This is a genomic window from Halomonas sp. A11-A, assembly GCF_003182195.1.
GTDB lineage: Bacteria > Pseudomonadota > Gammaproteobacteria > Pseudomonadales > Halomonadaceae > Halomonas > Halomonas alkalicola.
On record NZ_QGTM01000005.1, the window covers coordinates 48,155 to 67,513 of the forward strand.

General features: G+C 69.6%; 23 protein-coding genes. 12 read left to right on the forward strand and 11 right to left on the reverse strand.

The annotated features are described in order from the left end of the window. Positions 1–3: 3 nt before the first annotated feature. From DER72_RS05680 to DER72_RS05690, 3 genes are all read left to right on the forward strand, one after another. On the forward strand, positions 4–447 hold the full coding sequence (locus tag DER72_RS05680) for a universal stress protein (protein ID WP_110069035.1): 444 nt from the start codon (positions 4–6) through the stop codon (positions 445–447). A 128-nt stretch (positions 448–575) separates the two neighbouring features. After that, positions 576–1,262 carry an FKBP-type peptidyl-prolyl cis-trans isomerase gene (locus tag DER72_RS05685; protein WP_110069036.1) on the forward strand — a complete coding sequence of 229 codons (687 nt, stop codon included), beginning with the start codon at positions 576–578 and terminating at the stop codon, positions 1,260–1,262. An 18-nt stretch (positions 1,263–1,280) separates the two neighbouring features. Further along, positions 1,281–2,363 carry a prolyl oligopeptidase family serine peptidase gene (locus DER72_RS05690; protein ID WP_110069037.1) on the forward strand — a complete coding sequence of 361 codons (1,083 nt, stop codon included), beginning with the start codon at positions 1,281–1,283 and terminating at the stop codon, positions 2,361–2,363. Positions 2,364–2,520: 157 nt separating this feature from the next. Here the strand turns inward: DER72_RS05690 and DER72_RS05695 are convergent, their stop codons facing one another. Beyond that, complete coding sequence (locus tag DER72_RS05695; protein ID WP_110069038.1) at positions 2,521–3,114, reverse strand: SCO family protein; 594 nt, start codon at positions 3,112–3,114, stop codon at positions 2,521–2,523. Then, positions 3,111–3,623 carry a hypothetical protein gene (locus tag DER72_RS16135; RefSeq protein ID WP_181395610.1) on the reverse strand — a complete coding sequence of 171 codons (513 nt, stop codon included), beginning with the start codon at positions 3,621–3,623 and terminating at the stop codon, positions 3,111–3,113. Before DER72_RS16135 ends, DER72_RS05695 begins: the two co-directional genes overlap by 4 nt. A gap of 111 nt (positions 3,624–3,734) precedes the next feature. On the opposite strand from DER72_RS16135, the gene DER72_RS05705 reads away from it, so the two are divergent. Beyond that, complete coding sequence (locus DER72_RS05705; RefSeq protein WP_110069148.1) at positions 3,735–4,649, forward strand: AEC family transporter; 915 nt, start codon at positions 3,735–3,737, stop codon at positions 4,647–4,649. A gap of 391 nt (positions 4,650–5,040) precedes the next feature. On the opposite strand, the gene trmB is transcribed toward DER72_RS05705, so the two are convergent. The 3 genes from trmB to thiS all read right to left on the reverse strand — a co-directional run bounded on the left by trmB (position 5,041) and on the right by thiS (position 6,900). Beyond that, positions 5,041–5,784, reverse strand: a complete 744-nt coding sequence (gene trmB / locus DER72_RS05710) for a tRNA (guanosine(46)-N7)-methyltransferase TrmB (protein WP_110069039.1) — start codon at positions 5,782–5,784, stop codon at positions 5,041–5,043. Between the two features lie 67 nt (positions 5,785–5,851). After that, complete coding sequence (locus DER72_RS05715; RefSeq protein WP_110069040.1) at positions 5,852–6,649, reverse strand: thiazole synthase; 798 nt, start codon at positions 6,647–6,649, stop codon at positions 5,852–5,854. 50 nt (positions 6,650–6,699) lie between these two features. Then, a complete protein-coding gene (gene thiS, locus DER72_RS05720; RefSeq protein ID WP_110069041.1) occupies positions 6,700–6,900 on the reverse strand; it encodes a sulfur carrier protein ThiS in 201 nt (66 codons plus the stop codon). Positions 6,901–7,017: 117 nt separating this feature from the next. On the opposite strand from thiS, the gene DER72_RS05725 reads away from it, so the two are divergent. After that, positions 7,018–7,398 (forward strand): DUF423 domain-containing protein, encoded by a 381-nt coding sequence (locus DER72_RS05725; RefSeq protein WP_110069042.1) that lies wholly within the window; start codon positions 7,018–7,020, stop codon positions 7,396–7,398. A 29-nt stretch (positions 7,399–7,427) separates the two neighbouring features. Here the strand turns inward: DER72_RS05725 and DER72_RS05730 are convergent, their stop codons facing one another. Both DER72_RS05730 and DER72_RS05735 read right to left on the reverse strand, forming a co-directional pair. Beyond that, the gene (locus DER72_RS05730) at positions 7,428–7,841 is read right to left on the reverse strand and encodes a PaaI family thioesterase (RefSeq protein ID WP_110069043.1); all 414 of its coding nucleotides are present in this window, start codon (positions 7,839–7,841) and stop codon (positions 7,428–7,430) included. 114 nt (positions 7,842–7,955) lie between these two features. After that, positions 7,956–10,154, reverse strand: coding sequence for a malate synthase G (locus DER72_RS05735; RefSeq protein WP_110069044.1), 2,199 nt, complete (start codon positions 10,152–10,154; stop codon positions 7,956–7,958). Positions 10,155–10,389: 235 nt separating this feature from the next. Here DER72_RS05735 and DER72_RS05740 point away from each other — a divergent pair, with 235 nt between their 5' ends. Together DER72_RS05740 and DER72_RS05745 are read left to right on the forward strand one after the other, a co-directional pair. After that, positions 10,390–11,373, forward strand: a complete 984-nt coding sequence (locus tag DER72_RS05740) for an alpha/beta hydrolase (protein ID WP_110069045.1) — start codon at positions 10,390–10,392, stop codon at positions 11,371–11,373. After that, positions 11,370–11,870: a hypothetical protein gene (locus tag DER72_RS05745; RefSeq protein WP_110069046.1), complete on the forward strand. Its 501-nt coding sequence runs from the start codon at positions 11,370–11,372 to the stop codon at positions 11,868–11,870. The genes DER72_RS05740 and DER72_RS05745 overlap by 4 nt, the downstream gene beginning before the upstream one ends. An 11-nt stretch (positions 11,871–11,881) precedes the next feature. On the opposite strand, the gene DER72_RS05750 is transcribed toward DER72_RS05745, so the two are convergent. Further along, the gene (locus DER72_RS05750; RefSeq protein ID WP_110069047.1) at positions 11,882–13,384 is read right to left on the reverse strand and encodes a YifB family Mg chelatase-like AAA ATPase; all 1,503 of its coding nucleotides are present in this window, start codon (positions 13,382–13,384) and stop codon (positions 11,882–11,884) included. Between the two features lie 66 nt (positions 13,385–13,450). Next, the gene (locus DER72_RS05755) at positions 13,451–13,783 is read right to left on the reverse strand and encodes an accessory factor UbiK family protein (protein ID WP_110069048.1); all 333 of its coding nucleotides are present in this window, start codon (positions 13,781–13,783) and stop codon (positions 13,451–13,453) included. Between the two features lie 280 nt (positions 13,784–14,063). Between DER72_RS05755 and DER72_RS05760 the strand changes: the two genes are divergently transcribed. The 3 genes from DER72_RS05760 to glnK all read left to right on the forward strand — a co-directional run bounded on the left by DER72_RS05760 (position 14,064) and on the right by glnK (position 16,166). Then, positions 14,064–14,402, forward strand: a complete 339-nt coding sequence (locus DER72_RS05760; RefSeq protein ID WP_110069049.1) for a P-II family nitrogen regulator — start codon at positions 14,064–14,066, stop codon at positions 14,400–14,402. A gap of 27 nt (positions 14,403–14,429) precedes the next feature. Beyond that, entirely contained in the window at positions 14,430–15,680 is a 1,251-nt protein-coding gene (locus DER72_RS05765) for an ammonium transporter (protein ID WP_110069050.1), read from the forward strand. Positions 15,681–15,827: 147 nt separating this feature from the next. Continuing rightward, positions 15,828–16,166, forward strand: a complete 339-nt coding sequence (gene glnK / locus DER72_RS05770) for a P-II family nitrogen regulator (RefSeq protein ID WP_110069051.1) — start codon at positions 15,828–15,830, stop codon at positions 16,164–16,166. A 93-nt stretch (positions 16,167–16,259) separates the two neighbouring features. Here glnK and DER72_RS05775 read toward each other — a convergent pair whose 3' ends face one another. Next, the gene (locus tag DER72_RS05775; protein WP_110069052.1) at positions 16,260–17,036 is read right to left on the reverse strand and encodes a ferredoxin--NADP reductase; all 777 of its coding nucleotides are present in this window, start codon (positions 17,034–17,036) and stop codon (positions 16,260–16,262) included. A 161-nt stretch (positions 17,037–17,197) separates the two neighbouring features. Between DER72_RS05775 and DER72_RS05780 the strand changes: the two genes are divergently transcribed. Next, entirely contained in the window at positions 17,198–18,124 is a 927-nt protein-coding gene (locus DER72_RS05780) for a LysR family transcriptional regulator (RefSeq protein ID WP_110069053.1), read from the forward strand. Positions 18,125–18,200: 76 nt separating this feature from the next. Here DER72_RS05780 and DER72_RS05785 read toward each other — a convergent pair whose 3' ends face one another. Further along, the gene (locus tag DER72_RS05785) at positions 18,201–18,629 is read right to left on the reverse strand and encodes a host attachment protein (protein WP_110069054.1); all 429 of its coding nucleotides are present in this window, start codon (positions 18,627–18,629) and stop codon (positions 18,201–18,203) included. A gap of 207 nt (positions 18,630–18,836) precedes the next feature. On the opposite strand from DER72_RS05785, the gene DER72_RS05790 reads away from it, so the two are divergent. After that, positions 18,837–19,325, forward strand: a complete 489-nt coding sequence (locus DER72_RS05790; protein ID WP_110069055.1) for a hypothetical protein — start codon at positions 18,837–18,839, stop codon at positions 19,323–19,325. The last annotated feature ends 34 nt before the right edge of the window (positions 19,326–19,359 follow it).

The following is a 19,359-nucleotide window of genomic DNA, read 5'->3' on the forward strand; positions in this document are numbered from 1 at the left end:
GCCATGTTCAATCGGATACTGGTCCCGGTGGATGGCTCCAAGGGAGCGCTGAAGGCCCTGGAGAAGGGCGTCGGCCTGCAGATGCTGACCGGCGCCGAGCTCTATATCCTGTGCGTCTTCAAGCACCACAGCCTGCTCGAGGCCTCGCTCTCCATGGTGCGCCCGGACAGGCTCGAGATCCCCGACGACGCCCTCAAGGAGTACGCCACCGAGATCGCCGTGCAGGCCAAGGCCCAGGCCCTGGAGCTGGGCGTGCCGGCAGACAAGCTGCGTGCCTTCGTCAAGGGTGGGCGCCCCTCGCGCATCATCGTGCGCTTCGCCCGCAAGCGGGAGTGCGACCTGATCGTGATCGGCTCCCAGGGCACCAACGGCGACAAGAGCCTGCTGCTCGGCAGCGTGGCCCAGCGCGTGGCCGGCTCCGCCCACTGTCCCACCCTGGTCGTCTGAGCCAGGTGGTATCATGGCCGCGGCCGGGGCGGTCTTGCACCCTCATCGTGCGGAACCGGCCCGCCCCCGTGGAGTCCCATGGTCTCCAACCACCGATGGCGCTTCGCGCCTAACCACAAGGCCCGTTCATGAAGAGACTGCTGACCACCGCTTCCCTGACCGCCCTGCTGGGCGCCGCCCCCCTGGCGCTGGCTGCGCCGGAGACCGACGAGGGGCGTCTCGGCTACAGCCTGGGCGTGACCCTTGGCCAGAGCATCCAGCAGGACGTCAGAGACCTGGACGTGGACGCCTTCACCCAGGCGATCCAGGACGTCTTCGCCGGTGGCGAACTGGCGATGAGCGACGAGGAGATGGCCGAGACCCTGATGCAGTTCCAGCAGCAGGCGATGGCCTCTCGCCAGGCCGAGGCCGAGCAGCGGGCCGAGAACAACCGCGCCGAAGGCGAGGCCTTCCTGGCCGCCAACGCCGAGGCGGAGGGCGTCGAGGTCACCGCCTCCGGCCTGCAGTACCGGGTGCTGGAGTCCGGCGACGGCGCCACCCCGGGCCCCGAGGACAGCGTCGAGGTGCACTACGAAGGCACCCTGATCGACGGCACCGTCTTCGACAGCTCCCTGGAGCGCGGCGAGCCGGTCAGCTTCCGCGTCGATCAGGTCATCGACGGCTGGCAGGAGGCCCTGCAGCTGATGAGCGTCGGCGATAGCTGGGAGATCGTGATCCCCGCCGAGCTGGCCTACGGCGTCCAGGGCCAGGGGCCCATCGGTCCCAACGAGACCCTGATCTTCCGCGTCGACCTGCTCGACGTCATTGATGACTGAGCCCGACGCCGGAGCCCCATGATCCCTTCCTCCCTTCCCGCCGCCGGCCTTGTGCTGGCGGCGTTCGTCGCTGCCCCGGCGGCCGCCGACGCCCTCCCCGAGCTGCCCCGGCTGGGGCTTTCCGGGAGCGACACCAGCGTGATCGGCGTCTCTTCCGGCGGCTACATGGCCACCCAGCTCGCCGTGGCCTGGCCCGAGCGTTTCCAGGGGCTTGCCGTGCTCGGCACTGGCCCCTGGTCCTGCGCCCAGGGCACCCTGCGCCGCGCCCTGGGGCAGTGCATGACCACCCGGCTCGGCCCGCCGCCCCTCGATGAGCTGGAGCAGCGCCTCGCCGGTTACCGCGAGCATGACCGCGTGGGCAGCGCCGAGGCCCTGGCCGAACTGCGCGCCTTCGTCTGGCATGGCAACGCGGACGAGACCGTCGCCCCGGCTCTGGGCGCGGCCCTGGCCGAGCAGCTCGCCGGCTGGCTGGCGGACCCCGAGGCGCAGCTGCGCTTCGTGACCAGTGACAACGTCGGCCACGGCTGGCCCATCGGCCAGCAGGCGACCCCGCCCCCGGCCACCGAGCTGGGCGACTGCCGCCAGGGCGGCGGCACCCACCTGCTGGGCTGCGACCAGGACCTCGCCGGTGAGGCGATGGCCTGGCTCCACAATGCGCCGTCAGAGACAAACGAGGCAGCGGAACCGGGGGCCAACGAGGCGCCGGAGGCGCCCGCCGGCGACCTGCTGCACTTCGATCAGGGCGATTTCGCCGTCAAGGGGCTCGATGACTCGGGCTACCTGTTCGTGCCGGAGGCGTGCAACGAGGGGGGCTGTGCACTGACGGTCGCGCTGCACGGCTGCGGCATGGGCGCGGAGCAGATCGGCGAGACCTTCGTGCGCCACAGCGGCCTCAACGAGTGGGCCGCCGCCCACGATCGGGTGGTGCTCTATCCCCAGGCCGAGACCAGCCTGGCCAACCCCCAGGGGTGCTGGGACTGGTGGGGCTTCGCCGAGAGCACCTGGCAGCTCCATCCGCTGCACGATACCCGGGAGGGCACCCAGGTTCGCGCCCTCATGGCGATGATCGAGCGACTGCAGGAAGCCGCGAGCCCGCATTAAGCTGGCTAAGGCGCGATAGCGAGAGGCGCCGGGGACAGGCCGGAGAGGGGGTCCGAGGACCAGGGATGGCCGAGGTAGCCTACAAGGAAGTATTCATAGCGCCCCCTCGCAGGCCTGTCGACGGAACAGCCTCGAGCGAGGCCTCCATTCTGAGCTTTCAGAGCGCCTCGTCGAGGGCCGAGAGCAGGGCATGGGGCGCCGGCGAGTAGAGCACTCGCCGCAGGATGGTCCCCTCGCGATCCACCAGGTAGAGCGACGAGCTGTGGTCGACGGTATAGGCCATGGCCGACTCCGGGGTTTCGACCCGCCGCCAGATCACGCCGTAGCGCTCGGCGAGCGCCTCGAGCTCGGCCTCGCTGCCGGTGGCGCCGATGAAGGCATCGCCGAAGAAGCCAGTGTACTCCGCCAGCCGCTCGATGGTGTCACGCTCGGGGTCCACCGAGATCATCAGCGGTACCACCCGCGCGCGCTCCGCCTCGTCCAGCTCGGCCAGCGCCTGGCGTACCACGGCGAGGCTCATGGGGCAGACGTCGGGGCAGTAGGTATAGCCGAAGAAGACCACCGCCAGCTGGTCCTCCTCGAGCTGGGCAAGGGAGAACTCCCCGCGGGTCGAGGAGAGCTCGATGGGGCCGCCGGTCGGGCCATTGCCCGCAACGCTCGTCGCGAACTGCTGCTGGAACCAGCCGTAGCCGCCCACCCCCAGCACCAGCACGATCAGCGCGATCCCCGCCCAGAGTCCCTGTCGTTTCATAGTCGGCTTCTCTCCGCCTCGAAGTTGAATCCGCTGCCCAGGCGGTGGTCGCCGCGGGTGACGATCACCCTGGCCCGCCAGGGCATCACCGCCTCGGTGCAGATCGGGATTTGCCCCTCACCGCGGAAGGCGCCATCGGCCTGTCGGACCAGCGGATAACGATGCAGCCCCATGTCCATGTCGCGGCCGATGAAGTCCACCATCACTGACTCCGCCTCGACGCCCTCCAGGGCCACCGTCATCGCCAGGACCTCCAGGGCGCGGATCTCGCCCTCGGCCCCCAGGTCCAGCGTCAGTCTCCCCCCCTCACCCAGGGGCGCCCGGCAGGGGCCCTGGCTCAGCTCGCAGCCGGCCTCCTCTGGGTACCAGCGCACATCGCCGTCACCGCGAAGACTGTAGCTGGTCAGGTACCAGAGTGCCACGGCCACGGTGCCCAGGGTAAGGAGGACCAGCAGCCGCAGCAGCGGAGGGCGCGAGATGGCCGGGCCGGAGGAGACAGAAGTCGGCATGGTGACGAGGGAGGGTGCTCACGAGAGGACATGTCGCGGTAAGCTTATCAGCATTCGCCTGTGGCAGAGTGCGCAAGGATGTCGCAGGGCAACCCGACCAAGGAGATGACCATGACAGGCGTGGCAAACGCGCTGGGGCCGCTGTTCCTGCTGATTCTACTGGGCGCCGCCCTGGGCCGGCTGCGCCAGCCGGGCGGCGACTTCTGGCCCCAGCTGGAGCGGCTGATCTACTTCCTACTGTTCCCCGCCATGCTGGTATCGACCCTGGCCACCGCCGACGTCAGCCAGGTGCCGGTGGCGCGCGTGGCCCTGACCCTGCTGGGCGCCATGGGTCTCTTCGGCGCCCTGTTGTGGAGGCTGCGCGGCTGGCTGGGCCTCGACCCGCCGGCCTTCACCTCAGCCTTCCAGGGGGCGCTGCGCTTCAACACCTACGTGGGGGTGGCGGGGGCCGCCGCCCTGCACGGCACGCCGGGCGCCACCGTGGCCGCCGTGGCCGTGGCGCTGATGGTGCCGGTGGTCAACGTGATGTGCGTGGCGAGCTTCATTGCTGCCGGGACCCTCGGCGCCGGTAGCCTCGCCAGGAGCCTGGCGGCACTGGCCCGCAACCCGCTGATCCTCGGCTGTCTGATCGGCATCGGCCTGAACGTGAGCGGCATCGGGCTGCCGGGGTGGAGCGCAGACACGGTGGAGCTGCTCGGCCGCGCCGCCCTGCCGCTGGGCCTGGTGGCGGTAGGGGTGGCGCTGCGCCCCGAGGCGCTGCTACGCCTCGATCGCGGCGTCTGGGTCACCAACGCCATCAAGCTGGGGCTGATGCCCGCCCTGGTGCTGCTGCTGGCCCTGGCGCTGGGGCTCGACCCAGTGAGCCGAGACGTGGCGCTGCTGTTCGCCGCCCTGCCCACCGCTACCTCCGCCTATATCTTGGCGCGCCAGCTGGGCGGCGACGCCGAGATGATGGCGGCGCTGATCACCGCCCAGACCCTGCTGGCCATGGCCACCCTGCCCCTCTGGCTGCGCCTGGCGGGGTGAGGCCGAACCGGCAATAAATAAAAACCGTTCGCATTACTATTGACGCCGCAAATGAGAATGATTACGATATCTCCAGTGGCGTTGATGAGCCGCCACTGCCAGGGCAGGCCCCGCCAGTCGCCTGCCGTGGTTTCTCCCTCCTCATTGCTAGTCACGGTCTTGCCGCCGCCCCATCGAGGGCGGCTTTTTTTGGCCTGGCGAGTCCCTCCTCATTGCTGCTCCTTACCACCCCAGGGTCTTGCCGCCGCCCCATCGAGGGCGGCTTTTTTTGGTCTGAAGGGTCCCTCCTCATTGCTGCTCCTTACCGCCCCAAGGTCTTGCCGCCGCCCTCAACCTCAAAAAAGAAGCCCCCGCAGGCGCGGGGGCTTCGAGGAGCGAGGGAGTCGCGTGATCAGTCGACGCGGCGGTAGATCAGGTCCCAGACGCCGTGACCGAGGCGCTCGCCGCGGGCCTCGAACTTGGTGAGCGGGCGGAACTCCGGCCGCGGCACGTAGGGGGCGGTCTGGGGCTCGGCGGTGTTGGCATAGCCCGGGGCGGCGTCCATCACCTCGGCCATCCACTCGGCGTAGGCCTCCCAGTCGGTGGCCATATGGAAGGTGCCACCGACCTTGAGGCGGCTGCGTACCAGCTCGACGAAGGCGGGCTGCACGATGCGCCGCTTGTGGTGCTTCTTCTTCGGCCAGGGATCGGGGAAGAAGAGCTGCAGGGTGTCGAGGCTAGCCTCGGGCAGGCACTCCTCGAGCACCCGCAGGGCGTCCTCCTGGTAGACCCGCAGGTTGGTCAGGCCGCGCTTGTCGGCCTCGTCGAGCAGCTTGCCCACACCCGGGGCATGCACCTCGATGCCGATGAAGTCGGTGTCGGGGTGGGTCTCGGCCTGCTCGATCAGCGAGGCCCCCATGCCGAAGCCGATCTCCACCACCCGGGGGGCGCAGCGGCCGAACAGGGCATCCAGGTCCTGGCGGCCATCGGCCAGGGCCAGGCCCAGCCGCGGCCAGACCTCCTCGAGGCCGCGGGTCTGGGCCTGGGTCATGCGCCCGGCACGCAGCACATAGCTCTTGATGCCGCGGCGGTGCAGCGGGGCGTCCGGGCCTTCCGGTCCGGTGGTGGCGGTATCGTCGCGGGACTGGTCACTCATGGGGCGGTCGGGGCTCTCGTTCTGGGCGCGGGTGTCAGGCGTTCGGTGCGGGCGATCGCTGGAGGCGTCAGCCGTTGATGCGGCCGGCGAAGGGCGAGGAGGGGTCAGCGCTCTGGCGACGCGGCATGCGCCCGGCCAGGAAGGCCTCGCGGCCCGCCTCCACCGCCTTCTTCATGGCGCTGGCCATCAGCACCGGCTGGCGGGCGTGGGCGATGGCGGTGTTCATCAGCACACCGTCGCAGCCCAGCTCCATGGCCATGGCGGCATCGGAGGCGGTGCCGATGCCGGCATCCACCAGCACCGGCACGCTGGCCTGCTCGATGATCAGGCGGATGTTGTGGGGGTTCTGGATGCCGTGCCCCGAGCCGATCAGCGAGCCCAGCGGCATGATGGCGCAGCAGCCCAGGCGCTCGAGTTCGCGGGCCACGATGGGGTCGTCGCTGGTATAAACCATGACGTCGAAGCCGTCCTTGATCAGCACCTCGGCGGCGGCCAGGGTCTCCACCACGTTGGGGTAGAGGGTCGAGTCGTCGCCCAGCACCTCGAGCTTCACCAGGTTGTGGCCGTCGAGCAGCTCGCGGGCCAGCCGACAGGTGCGCACCGCGTCCTTCGCCGTGTAGCAGCCGGCGGTGTTGGGCAGCAGCGTATAGCGCTCCGGGGAGATCACGTCGAGCAGGTTGGGCTCACCGGCCTCCTGGCCCAGGTTGGTGCGCCGCACGGCGAAGGTGACCACCTCGGCGCCGGAGGCGGCGATCGCCTCGCCGGTCTCGTCGAAGTCCTTGTACTTGCCGGTACCGACCAGCAGGCGGGAGGCGAATTCGCGCCCGGCGACGCGCAGGGGCTGGTCCTGGAAGAAGTCTGTCATCGAGTCTGCCTTGTGTGGTTGTCTTCGCGGGAGGGCGTCGGGCGCGGCGCTCAGCCGCCGCCGATGGCGTGCACGACCTCGACCCGGTCGCCCTCGGCCAGGCGAGTGGCGGCATGTTCGCTGCGAGGCACGATCTCCTCGTTCACCTCCACGGCGATGCGCCGGCCGGCGAGCCCCAGGGACTCGACCAGCTGGGCGACCGTGAGCTCGGGCGCCAGGGTATGCGCCTCGCCATTGAGCTGGATCTGCATGGCCTTCTCTCTGCGCTCCGGTGGCTGTCGTTACGTTGGCTTGCGGACCCGACATTGTAGCCGAGTCCGCCCGGGCGGGGTACGGTGACGGCCATGATGCGAGATGAGGAGACCACGATGCAGGACCGAGGCTGGTGGCTGGGGGCGGCGCTCTCCGGCGCCCTGGTGGTGATGGCGGGGGCCTTCGGCGCCCACGCCCTGGAGGGGCAGCTGGCCCCGCGCCTGGTGGCGGCCTTCGAGACCGGGGTGCGCTACCAGGCCTGGCACACCCTGGCGCTGCTCGCCGTGCTGGCCTGGCGCGCCGCGACGCCCCTGGCGGGACAGCGGCTGGCCATGGGCCTGTGGGCGGCCGGCATGGGACTCTTCTCGGGCTCGCTCTACGCCATGACGCTGAGCGGCGCCGGCGGCCTCGGCATGATCACCCCCGTCGGCGGGGTGCTGCTGATCGCCGGCTGGCTGGCGCTGGCCGGTACGGTGCTGCGCGCTCCGCGGGGCTGAGCCCGCCCCACTTGGGCGCGCGAGCCGGTTCAGTCGCGATCGGGCAGGGCGTAGGTGGCGGTGACCAGCGCCACCGGCTCCTCGTCGCCGGCGGAGAAGAGCTGCACCTCACCCACCGCCAGGCGCCGGCCCAGCTTGAGGATGCGCGCCGTGGCGATGATGTCGCGATCGCCCCGGGGGCGGCGCAGGAAGCGGCAGTGCAGGTCGCTGGTGACCGCCATGGGCTCGGGGCCGATCTGGGCCAGGATCGCCACGTAGAGGCAGATGTCGGCCAGCCCCATCAGGGTGGGGCCGGAGACGCTGGCGCCGGGACGCAGGTGGTCGTCGTCAATGGCCAGGCTCATGGTGGCGCGCATGTGATCGACGGCCTCGATGGTCCCGATACGCTGGGGGAACACCTCGTCGAGGAAGTCCTCGATGGCGGCGGCGGTCATCAGGGTCATTGGCGGGCTCCTTGCAGTGGATGGGGCGAAAGGACGCTGGCGTCAACATAACCGAAAGCGCCCCGGGCAGATACCCGGGGCGCTTCTGGTGCACGGCAGGCCGCGTCGGCCTCGCTATACCTTCTGGCTTCGGCTAGGTGACTTCGCCTTGTGCACGGCGCGCCAGTGGTGCAGGAGCGGCTCGGTGTAGCCGGAGGGCTGCACGCGGCCCTTGAAGATCAGGTCGCTGGCGGCCTGGAAGGCGCTGGAGCCCTCGAAGTCGGCACTCATCGGCGTGTAGGCCGGGTCGTCGGCGTTCTGCTGGTCGACCACCTTGGCCATGCGCTCCAGGGTCTCCTGGACGCGGGCGGCGTCGACCACGCCATGGTGCAGCCAGTTGGCGATGTGCTGGCTGGAGATCCGCAGGGTGGCGCGATCCTCCATCAGGCCCACATCGTGGATGTCCGGCACCTTGGAGCAGCCCACGCCGTGCTCGACCCAGCGCACCACATAGCCGAGGATGCCCTGGCAGTTGTTGTCCAGCTCCTGCTGGATCTCCTCGTCGCTCCAGTCGGCGCTCTCGGCCACCGGCACGGTGAGCAGGTCATCCAGGAGGTCCGGCTCGCCCTGGGCCTCCAGCTCGCGCTGGATGGCGGTGACGTCCACCTGATGGTAGTGCAGGGCGTGCAGGGTGGCGGCGGTGGGCGACGGCACCCAGGCGGTGTTGGCGCCGGCCTTGGGGTGGCCGATCTTCTGCTCCAGCATGGCGGCCATCAGGTCCGGCATGGCCCACATGCCCTTGCCGATCTGAGCCCGGCCGCGCAGGCCGCAGGCCAGGCCGACCTGGACGTTGTTCTTCTCGTAGGCCTGGATCCAGGTGGCGCCCTTCATGTCGCCCTTGCGGATCATTGGGCCCGCTTCCATGGCGGTGTGCATCTCGTCGCCGGTGCGGTCGAGGAAGCCGGTGTTGATGAAGACCACGCGGGAGGCGGCCTCGGCGATACACGCCTTGAGGTTCACCGTGGTGCGGCGCTCCTCGTCCATGATGCCCATCTTGAGGGTGTCGCGGGCCATGCCCAGCAGGTCCTCGACGCGACCGAACAGCTCGTTGGAGAAGGCGACCTCCTTCGGACCGTGCATCTTGGGCTTGACGATGTACATGGAGCCTTCGCGGGAGTTGCGTGGCTCGCCCTCGCCCTTCTTCAGGTCGTGCAGGGCGATCAGGCTGGTGACGATGCCGTCGAGGATGCCCTCGGGCAGCTCGTTGCCCTCGGCGTCGAGCACCGCCGGGGTGGTCATCAGGTGGCCGACGTTGCGCACGAACATCAGTGAGCGGCCCGGCAGGGTCAGGCTGCCGCCGTCGGGGGTGGTGAAGGTCCGGTCGGCGTGCAGGCGGCGGGTAATGGTCTTGCCGCCCTTCTCCACCTGCTCCTCCAGGTCGCCCTTCATCAGGCCCAGCCAGTTACTGTAGACCCCGACCTTGTCCTCGGCGTCCACCGCAGCCACGGAGTCCTCGCAGTCCATGATGGTGGTCAGTGCCGCCTCGACGACCACGTCCTTGACGCCGGCCGGGTCGGTCTTGCCGATCGGGTGACTCGGGTCGATCTGGATCTCCAGGTGCAGGCCGTGATTGACCAGCAGCACCGACTCGGGGCTCGCCGCCTCGCCGGTGTAGCCCACCAGCTTGCCCGGCTCCTTGAGGCCGGTCTCGCGGCCGCCCTCCAGGGTGACCACCAGGTGGCCATCACGCAGCGCGTACTTGACGGCGTCGCGGTGGGAGCCGGTGGCCAGCGGCGCGGCGCGGTCCAGAACGCCGCGGGCATAGGCGATGACCTTCTCGCCGCGCTTGGGGTTGAAGCTCGTGCCCTTCTCGGCGCCGTCCTCCTCGGAGATGGCGTCGGTGCCGTAGAGGGCGTCATAGAGGCTGCCCCAGCGCGCGTTGGCGGCATTCAGTGCATAGCGGGCGTTGCTCACCGGCACCACCAGCTGCGGGCCGGCCTGGACGGCGATCTCGCGATCCACGTTGGCGGTGGTGACCGCGACCTTGGCGGGGGCCTCGGTCAGGTAGCCGATCTCCTTGAGGAAGGCGCGATAGGCGGCCATGTCACCCACCGGACCGGGATTCTCACGGTGCCAGGCGTCGAGCTGCTCCTGCAGGCGATCGCGTTCGGCGAGCAGTTCGCGGTTCTTCGGGGTCAGATCATGGAAGAGGGCATCGACGCCGGCCCAGAACGCCTCGGCATCGACGCCGGTGCCCGGGAGCGCCTGCTCGTTGATGAACCGGTCCAGCTCGGCGGCCACCTGGAGGCGGTGGCGGATGACACGTTGGGTCATGGTGGATCTCCTCGTACTTGGCAGCCGGCGGGTCGCGTGCCAGGCTGCCGGGACAGGGGTGGAGTGACTGCTGTACCCGTGATTTTGTGGAAAATACTTCCATGTGTAAACCCGCAAAGCGCTGGGATCGCGCTCAGCTAGACCAAAAGATAAGGCAGGCCCGCACAGCTTGCCCGCCTTCCATGGTGCCGGTTCAAGCCCTGGGCCGGCATGGTCGTGCGCCGCGGAGGACTCGATGAGCGACTTCACCCCCCTACAGGCCCTGGGCCCCTTCCGGCGGATCGACCCCGCCGAGGAGCTCCCCGCCGGCGACCACCTGGAGCGCTACCTGGGCCACTACGGCCTGGCGCCCCTGCTCGCCGAGCACGTGGGGCTGCACCTGGGCTTCCTGGAGGCCGGGGACTTCCGCCTGTGGGCCTCGGTGTGGAGCCCCGCCGCACCCATCGGCACCGCCTTCGTGGTGCACGGCTACTTCGACCACCTGGGCCTCTACCGCCACCTGCTCGAGCACCTGCTGGAGCGAGGCTGGCGGGTGGTGCTCTGGGACCTGCCCGGCCACGGCCTCTCCAGCGGGCCGCGCGCCTCCATCGACGACTTCGACGACTACGCCGGCTGCCTGCACGCCCTGCAGCGCCACCTCGAGGAGGAGGAACTGGCCCCGCACCCCTGGCTGGGCATCGGCCAGAGCACCGGGGCGGCGATACTGGCCACCGACGCCCTGACCCGCGGCGAGGAGGGCCGCTGGGCCGGGCTGGCGCTGCTGGCGCCGCTGGTGCGCCCCTGGGGCTGGCGCCAGTCGAGCTGGCTGCACCTGCTGGCGGGCCCCTTCGTGCGCTCCATCCCGCGCAAGTTCCGCGACAACTCCACGGATGCCGAATTCACCGCCTTCCTGCGCGAGCGCGACCCGCTGCAGGCCGACCGCGTGGCGGTGGACTGGGTCAGCGCCATGCGCCGCTGGATGCCCCGGTTGCTGGCGCTGCCTCCCAACCCCGTGCCGACCCTGATCCTGCAGGGGGAGCAGGACCTCACGGTGGACTGGGAGTGGAACCTGGAGGTGCTGCGCGAGAAGTTCCCCCATGCCGAGGTGCACCTCCACCCCGAGGCGCGCCACCACCTGGTCAACGAGGCCGAGCCGATCCGCCAGGCGCTCTTCGACATCCTGGACCGCTTCATCGACGAACTGGCGCCCCGCGCCGCCGTGGAGAAGACCTCACCATGAAGCACCCACTCCCCCGCCTCACGGGCCTGCTGGCCCTCACCTCGCTGGCCCTGCTCGCCGGCTGCGCCGCCGCCCCCGATCGCCCCGAGACCCTGCGTCAGGCGCTGCTCAACCTCGGCGAGCGCGCCGCCGAGCGGGTGATGGCGGCCCCCGCCCTGCCCAAGCCCCCCGCCGACCAGGTACTGCTGCTGGCCACTCCGGAGGTGAACGGGGAACTCAGCATCGGCCAGGAGCGCTTCCGCGAGAGCCTCACCCGGGCGCTGCTGGCGGTGAGCGACGGCCCCCAGGTGCTCGACTGGAGCGACAGCATGGGAGAAGGGGGTGGGGAGAACCAGTGGCGCCTGGAGAGCCGGCTGATGGCCGACGGGCCGCGCCTGCGGCTCTCGGACCGGGAGCTTCTGCCCTACCGCCTGACCCTGGTGCTGCGCCGCCCCGGCGGCGACTCGGTGATGTGGGAGGAGAGCCTGCAGGGCGCCCTGGACGCCTCGGCACTGTAGGAGGCGAGCCTCTACCCCTTGAGCAGCCGATCCAGCTGCCGATAGCCGACCGCCTCGATCAGCTGCTCCCGGGCCGGCTTCGGCTCGCCGGCCAGGTCGGCCAGGGTCAGCGCCACCCGCAGCACCCGGTGGTAGGCCCGTGCCGATAGCCTGAGCCGCTCCAGCACCTGCGCCAGCCAGGCGCGGTCGGTGCTGGCGAGGTCGCAGGCCACCTCCAGCTCCCGCCCCGCCAGGTGGGCATTGAGCGCCCCCCGCGCCAGCTGCCGCTCCCGGGCGGCCACCACCCGCCGGCGGACGATCGCCGAGGACTCCCCCGCTGTGGCCGCCGTGAGCTGCTCCGGCGGCAGCGCCGGCACCTCCACCTGCAGGTCGATGCGGTCGAGCAGCGGCCCGGAGAGCCGCGCCTGGTAGCGCTGGATCTGGGACGCGGTGCAGTGGCAGGCCTGGCGGGGATCGCCCAGGTGGCCGCAGGGACAGGGATTCATGGCCGCCACCAACTGGAAGCGCGCCGGAAAGCGGCGCTGGTGGCTGGCCCGGGCGATATGGATCTGGCCCGACTCCATGGGCTCGCGCATCACCTCCAGCACGTGGCGCGAGAACTCCGGCAGCTCGTCGAGGAACAGCACCCCGTGGTGGGCCAGCGAGATCTCCCCGGGTCGCGGCTTCGAGCCGCCGCCTACCAGGGCCACGGCGCTGGCGGTATGGTGCGGCGCCCGAAAGGGGCGGCGACCCCACTCGGCGGCCAGCGGCAGGCCGCTCACCGACCGCACCGCCGCCACCTCCAGCGCCTCCTCCTCGGTCAGCGGCGGCAGGATGCCCGGCAGGCGGCTGGCCAGCATGGTCTTGCCAGTGCCCGGCGGGCCGGCGAAGAGCAGGTTGTGGGAGCCCGCGGCGGCCACCTCCAGGGCGCGGCGCGCCTGGTACTGGCCGCGCACCTCGGCGAGATCGGGCAGCGATGTCGCCGCCTCCGGCGGAGACGCCAGCCGGTGCGGCGCGATGGGCGCCTGGCCCAGCAGATGGGCGACCACGTCCAGCAGGTGGTCGGCGGGCAGCACCTCGAGGTCGCCAGCGAGCGCCGCCTCGTCGGCGTTGGCCCGCGGCACGATCAGCCGTCGCCGGGCACGGCGGGTGGCCAGGGCCAGGGGCAGCACGCCGGTGATCGGCCGCAGGCCGCCGTCCAGAGCCAGCTCGCCGACGCTCTCGATGTCCGCAAGGGCCTCCGGGGGCAGCTGCCCCGAGGCCAGCAGCAGCCCCAGGGCGATGGGCAGGTCGAAGCGCCCTCCCTCCTTGGGCAGGTCGGCGGGGGCCAGGTTGAGGGTGATGCGGCGCAGGGGGTAGTCGAAGCCGGCGTTGACCAGGGCGCTGCGCACCCGCTCGCGGCTCTCCTTCACCGCCGCCTCGGGCAACCCCACCAGGGTCATCCCCGGCAGGCCGTTGGCCAGATGCACCTCCACCTGCACCTCGGGGGCCTCGAGGCCGAGGCCCGCACGGGTATGGACGATCGCCAGCGTCATGGGCATTCCCTCGCCTGGAATCCTGCCCTCAGGCTAGCCCAGGAGACACCGGCCTGCCCGGCAGGCTTAGCGGCCGACTTCGCCGCCGCCGGCATCCCCCTCGGGAGCCTCGGGGGCCTCCGCCGACGGCGCCGGCGCCGGCACCTCGACGGTGCGCGCCTCGAGCAGACTCTCCAGCGCCGCCACCTGCTGCTCCAGCGCCTCGACACGGGCGCGGGTGCGCTGCAGCACATCCATCAGGATGTCGAAGTCCTCCCGGGAGACCAGCTCCAGACGCTCGAAGGCGCCGCGCACCACCTGCTGAATCCCCTTCTGCACCTCCTCCGGCGCCTGGGACGCGCCCTGCAGGCGCTCGCCGATCTGCTGGGCCAGTCGACTGATACGGTCATGGCTCACCATGGGTCTCTCCTGAACGTGTGGAATGCCGGCTACAGGATACGCATGGCCTGCCGCGAACGCATGCCCTGCTGGTGCGCCAGGATGGCGCACCTGCACCACGACCCGGCACCAGCACGGTGCAACTGCCCTGTCCCCCTTCCCCGGAGGATCGGCCACGCGGCCGAAGCCCCCACCCAACCATCTGTTTTTAGATGCATTTGCCAGGCATTGGCACGTTTGGCGCAAGTGGCAGGGCATGTGGCCGCCGCGCCCATACCCAACGCAACCGGGGAGACAAGGGATGAAACTCATCACCGCCATCATCAAGCCATTCAAGCTGGACGACGTCCGCGAGGCGCTGGCCGACAACGGCGTCCAGGGCATCACCGTCACTGAGGTCAAGGGCTTCGGCCGCCAGAAGGGGCACACCGAGCTCTATCGCGGCGCCGAGTACGTCGTCGACTTCCTGCCCAAGGTCAAGGTCGAGGTCGCCGTGGACGACAGCCGCCTGGAGACCGTCCTGGATGCCATCTGCGGCGCCGCCAATAGCGGCAAGATCGGCGACGGCAAGGTCTTCGTAACCCCGCTCGAGGATATCATCCGCATCCGCACCGGCGAACGCGGTGCCGACGCCGTCTGATCGTTTCCTGCCTCTGGAGAGACTGCCATGAGTGAACTGACAGAGCTGAGCTATGCGCTCGATACCTTCTACTTCCTGATCTGCGGCGTGCTGGTGATGTGGATGGCCGCCGGCTTCTCGATGCTCGAGGCTGGCCTTGTCCGCTCCAAGAACACCGCCGAGATCCTCACCAAGAACATCGCGTTGTTCGCCATCGCCTGCACCATGTACCTGCTGATGGGCTACTACATCATGTACTCGAGCCCCGAGGGCGGCATTCTGCCCAACCTGGGCTTCCTGCTGGGCGGCGAGAACAGCGCCGATGCGGTGCTGGCCGGCGGTGACGACGCCCCCTACTACTCCATGCGCGCCGACTACTTCTTCCAGGTGGTGTTCGTAGCCACCGCCATGTCCATCGTCTCCGGCGCCGTGGCCGAGCGCATGAAGCTGTGGGCCTTTCTGGCCTTCGCCGTGGTGATGACCGGTGTCATCTACCCTGTTTCCGGCTTCTGGACCTGGGGCGGCGGCTGGCTCGACGCCGCCGGCTTCTCCGACTTCGCCGGCTCCGGCATCGTGCACATGGCAGGCGCCTCCGCGGCTCTCGCCGGCGTGCTGATCCTCGGCCCCCGCAAGGGCAAGTACGGCAAGGACGGCAGCATCTATGCCATCCCCGGTGCCAACCTGCCGCTGGCGACCCTGGGTACCTTCATCCTGTGGATGGGCTGGTTCGGCTTCAACGGCGGCTCCGAGCTCAAGGTCTCCGACGTGGACTCCGCCAACAACGTCGCCCAGGTACTGGTCAACACCAACGCCGCAGCCGCCGGTGGCGTGATCGCCGCCCTGATCCTGGCCAAGCTGTGGTTCCGCAAGGCGGACCTCACCATGGCCCTCAACGGCGCCCTGGCCGGCCTGGTGGCCATCACCGCCGAGCCGCTGGCCCCCTCCGCGCTGGGCGCCACCCTGATCGGCGCCGTGGGCGGCGCCATCGTGGTGGTCTCCATCGTGGCCATGGACAAGCTGAAGATCGACGACCCGGTCGGTGCCATCTCGGTGCACGGCGTAGTGGGCATCTGGGGCCTGCTGGCGGTGCCGCTCTCCAACGGCGACGCCACCTTCGGCGCCCAGCTGCTCGGCATCGTCGGCATCTTCGCCTGGGTCTTCGTCGCCAGCCTGATCGTCTGGGTGGTGCTCAAGGCGGTGATGGGCATCCGCGTCAGCGAGGAAGAGGAGTACGAGGGCGTCGACCTGGCCGAGTGCGGCCTGGAGGCCTACCCCGAGTTCAGCATCGCCAAGAAGTGATGGCCATGCTCACCGAGTGAGACGGCATGCTCCACCTGGCCCCTTCGGGGGCCTTTTTTCATCCCGCCCGCCGCGGTGTATGCTAGAGGGCGATCAGGCGCAAGCGAGTGGCTCGGCCACCGCACCGAACAGACGAGGAGTCCGACCATGAAACTGGTGACCGCCATCATCAAGCCCTTCAAGCTCGACGACGTGAGGGAATCCCTCTCCGAGATCGGCGTCCAGGGGATCACCGTGACCGAGGTGAAGGGGTTCGGTCGCCAGAAGGGGCACACCGAGCTCTATCGCGGCGCCGAGTACGTGGTGGACTTCCTGCCCAAGGTGAAGCTGGAGGTGGCCGTGGACGACGACATGGCCGAGAAGGTGATCGACGCCATCACCCAAGTCGCCAACACCGGCAAGATCGGCGACGGCAAGATCTTCGTGACGCCTCTCGAGCAGGTGATCCGCATCCGCACCGGTGAAACGGGCAAGGACGCGGTCTAACGCCGCAGAGCCAGCCTGAGTTCAAGGGCGATACACACAAAACCCCCGATGCCTTGGCACCGGGGGTTTTGCTTGGGGCCTGAGGCCTGGTGCTTACTTCTCGACGAAGGCCCGCTCGATCACGTAGTCGCCGGGCTCGCCCATGCGCGGGGAGATCTTGAAGCCCAGGTCGTCGAGCAGCGCGCTGGTCTCGTCGAGCATGGCGGGGCTGCCGCAGATCATGGCGCGATCCTGCTTGGGGTCCATGGGCGCAAGGCCGGTGTCCTCGAACAGCTTGCCGGTGCGGATATGGTCGGTGAGGCGGCCCATGGTGTGGAACGCCTCGCGGGTCACCGTGGGGTAGTAGACCAACTTCTCCTTGATCTCGTCGCCCAGGTACTCGTGGGCCGGCAGCTCCTTCTGGATGAAATCGGCATAGGCCAGCTCGCTGACGCTGCGCACGCCGTGGATCAGCACCACCTTCTCGAAGCGCTCGTAGACCTCCGGGTCCTGGATCAGGCTCATGAAGGGCGCAAGGCCAGTGCCCGTCGACAGGAAGTAGAGGTTACGGCCCGGCAGCAGGTCGTCGGTGACCAGGGTGCCGGTGGGCTTGCGGCTGACCATGATCTGATCGCCCACCTTCAGGTGCTGCAGCCGCGAGGTCAGCGGGCCGTCCGGCACCTTGATGCTGAAGAACTCGAGGTGGTCCTCGTAGTTGGGGCTGGCGATGGAGTAGGCGCGCATCAGCGGCTTGCCGCCCACCTCCAGGCCGATCATCACGAACTGGCCGTTCTTGAAGCGCAGGCTGCGCTCGCGGGTGGTACGGAAGCTGAACAGGGTGTCGTTCCAGTGGTGGACGCTGAGCACCTCTTCCAGGGCAAACTTGCTCATGACGGCTCCTTGTATTCCCGAAAGGCTTTATATTCCAAAAAGGAATAGATAATTGGTCAATATTTGCATTGAATTCTAAGGGAAGGCGCATTATCTGTTAAATGGATTGTATGGATAACGCTTATCCACAGCCTTGATATAGATCATCGGAGCCCTGCGTCATGCGTTTCACCCTGCGCCAGCTCGAGGTCTTTGTCGCCGTGGCCCAGCACGAGAGCGTCTCCCGGGCGGCCCGTGCCCTGTCGCTCTCCCAGTCCGCGACCAGCACGGCCCTGGGCGAGCTGGAGCGCCAGTTCGACTGCCAGCTGCTCGACCGCATCGGCAAGCGCCTGAAGCTCAACGCCCTGGGCTTCCAGCTGCTGCCCAAGGCGGTGGCACTGCTCGACCGCGCCGAGGAGGTCGAAGAGCTGCTGCGCGGCCGCCAGGGCATCGGCACCCTGGACGTGGGCGCCACCCTGACCATCGGCAACTACCTGGCCACCCTGCTGATCGGCGACTTCATGCAGCGCTTCCCCGGCAGCCGGGTGCGCCTGGCGGTGCGCAACACCCGCGCCATCATCGAGGGCGTGCGCCACCATGAGCTGGACCTGGGCCTGATCGAGGGGCACTGCGAGGCGGAGGATGTGGTCACCCAGCCCTGGGTGGAGGACGAGCTGGCGGTGTTCTGCTCACCGCGTCACCCGCTGGCGGGGGGCGGCCCGGTGGAGCTGGAACGACTGCTGCGCGAGGCCTGGATCATGCGCGAGCAGGGCTCGGGCACCCGCCTGACCCTGGAGCAGGCCGCACGGCACCGCCGCGGCCGCTTCAACGTGCTGCTGGAGCTGGAGCACACCGAGGGGATCAAGCGTGCCGTGGAATCGGGACTGGGTATCGGTTGCGTGTCGAAGCTGGCCCTGCGCGACGCCTTCCGCCGCGGCAGCCTGGTGCCGATTCCCACCCCGGAGCTGGACCTGAGCCGCCAGTTCGCCTTCATCTGGCACCGCCACAAGTACCTGGCCACCGGCATGCGCGAGTTCCTCAAACTGTGCCGGCAGATGACCGAGGGGATCACCCGTAGCGACCAGATCGATCTTCCGCCGGTGCCCTGAAGGCCTCCCGTCAATGACATCGGGCCCAGCCATCATGGCCGGGCCCGATTTTCGTGGGCAGAAGACCGCCGGCCGCTCAGCGCATGTCGCTGACCGCCTCCTGAATATCCTCCAGGCTCGCCTTGGAGAGATCCTTGGCCAGGGAGTGGATGACCAGCTTGGACGTCGGCCCGTCGAGCTTGTCGCGCAGCTGCCCCAGGAAGCGCGGCGGCGCGACCAGGATCAGCTTCTGCAGGGCGTTGTCGACCCGGGCCCGGTAGATGCGCTCGGCCACCTCCTTGGCGAAGATCATCTCTTCATGGGTGCGCGCCGTGTTCTCGCCGCCGGAGGAGCGCGCCGTGGTCGCGGTCGACTCGTGCACGTCGGCGCCGCGGTCAGTCACCAGGTCCCCCTCATGAAGCCGGCTGGCCGTATGCACCAGGCTCTCCTGCTCGACCAGCTTGAGCCCATCGCGGGTGAAGATCCGCGCCCGCGATGCGTCTGCCACCACGATATAGGTCGTCATAGCCACTCCTTGATACCGGTGGGTCGACGGCCGACGCCGCGCCGGCCGCCTCTGGATCAACCATGGCAAGCACCATGACGGCGGTCAACCACCCGATGCGGGCACACGCCAGGAACTGCAGCCGGGACGCAACTGGGGTAGCATTCGGGTAAGCCGGCAGGGAGGTCGGCCGTCTCATCATCACGATGTGCCTCCGGGAGGACCCCGATGCAACAGTTCCTGTTTCCCCGCCGCCCGCTGTCCCGCGGCACCCTGCTCACCTGTCACCTGCTGCTGCAGCTCGCTCTCGCGGCCGGCGCCGCCCTGTGGCTGGTGCCCCGCACTCCCTGGCTCGCCCCGCTGGGCTGGGCGGAGGCCTGGCCAGCGCTGGCACTGGGCGGCGGCCTGTGGCTGCTGGCCACGGTGGCGCTGCGCCTGCTTGCCGAGCTGTGGCTGCTGCCCCACCATCTGGCCGGCCAGCTCGGCGCCGGGCCGGTGATTACCCGCTCTTTCGAACGCCGCCCGGCGGTGCATGACCCCGGCACCGCCTGGACCAGCGACGCCCGTGCGCTGGCCCCCGACGACAGCGTGGTGGGCAGCGCACGGGTACGGCGACCCGCCGAACCGCTGCGCACCCGGCAGGCCGCCCGGGAGCCCTCACTGGACCTGGCCGGCGACCAGGTCGAGGCCACGCCGACCCGGGAGCCGCGCCTCTAGGTCGAGGCAGCGTTCCGCGAGCGCGGCTCAGTGG